The sequence below is a fragment of the Idiomarina sp. 28-8 genome, assembly GCF_000320945.2.
GTDB lineage: Bacteria > Pseudomonadota > Gammaproteobacteria > Enterobacterales > Alteromonadaceae > Idiomarina > Idiomarina loihiensis.
In genome coordinates, this window is the sequence record NZ_BANL01000053.1 from 1 (window position 1) to 955 (window position 955).

Below are 955 nucleotides of genomic sequence, written 5' to 3' on the forward strand. Positions count from 1 at the left end.
GGCTTTATGGGCTGATGAGACGACCTTAAACGTGCTCGATGTGGATAAATCCAAATGCTACATGTGGGTTTACGGCTGTGGCACCGATAAGCCAAGGCCGGATAAATCACCGAATATCGTGCTGTATGATTATCAGGACGGGCGCGGTGGTGCACATCCCGCTGCGTTTTTAGCTGACTATTGCGGTCCACTGCAGGTGGACGGCTATCAGGGCTATGAGCAAACCGGAGCACAGCTAGCCGGCTGCTGGGCGCATGCCCGTCGTAAGTTTATTGAGGCCAAAACCGTACAGGGCAAAGGCAAAAGCGGTAAAGCCGACCAGGCGCTGAGCTTTATCCAGAAGCTGTACGGCATTGAGCAGAAAATCAAAGATGACGGCCCGGCGCAAAAGCAGGAAAAACGTGACGCCTTAGCACAGCCTGTGATGGACAAGCTAAAAACCTGGCTGGATAAGTCGGCGCTGCAGGTCAACCCGCAGTCACTGCTCGGCAAAGCCATCCATTACACGCTCAAACAATGGGATAAACTGCAGGTTTATCTGCATGACGGCCACGTTAATATCGATAACAACCGTGCCGAGCGCGCAATAAAACCGTTCGTTATCGGCCGCAAAGCCTGGCTGTTCTCAAACTCACGCGGCGGTGCTCAGGCCAGCGCCATCTTGTACAGCATGGTCGAAACCGCCAAAGCCAACGGCCTGATGCCGGTCGACTATCTCATGATGTTGTTCGAGCAACTGCCGTTGCTCAATAACGATGATGACCTCGACTCGCTGCTGGCCTGGAACATCAACGCCGACAAAAACGGTCAATAAAACTGACCTACCACGGATTGTTCGGATAGACCGAAATCGGTGATCGGATTAAACCGAAACGCGTGATCGGGTGGCACAAAATCATCTCAGCGACAATTATCTTGGCCGGTTGGCCGGTTGTGTGGTTTATGCGACGCTTAC

1 protein-coding gene is annotated in these 955 nt (G+C 53.0%); it reads left to right on the plus strand.

All coding sequences use genetic code 11. The annotated features are described in order from the left end of the window. The coding region (locus tag RJ32_RS00080) for an IS66 family transposase (RefSeq protein WP_034823223.1) at positions 1-814 on the plus strand (814 nt) is incomplete at its 5' end. Positions 815-955: the final 141 nt, after the last annotated feature.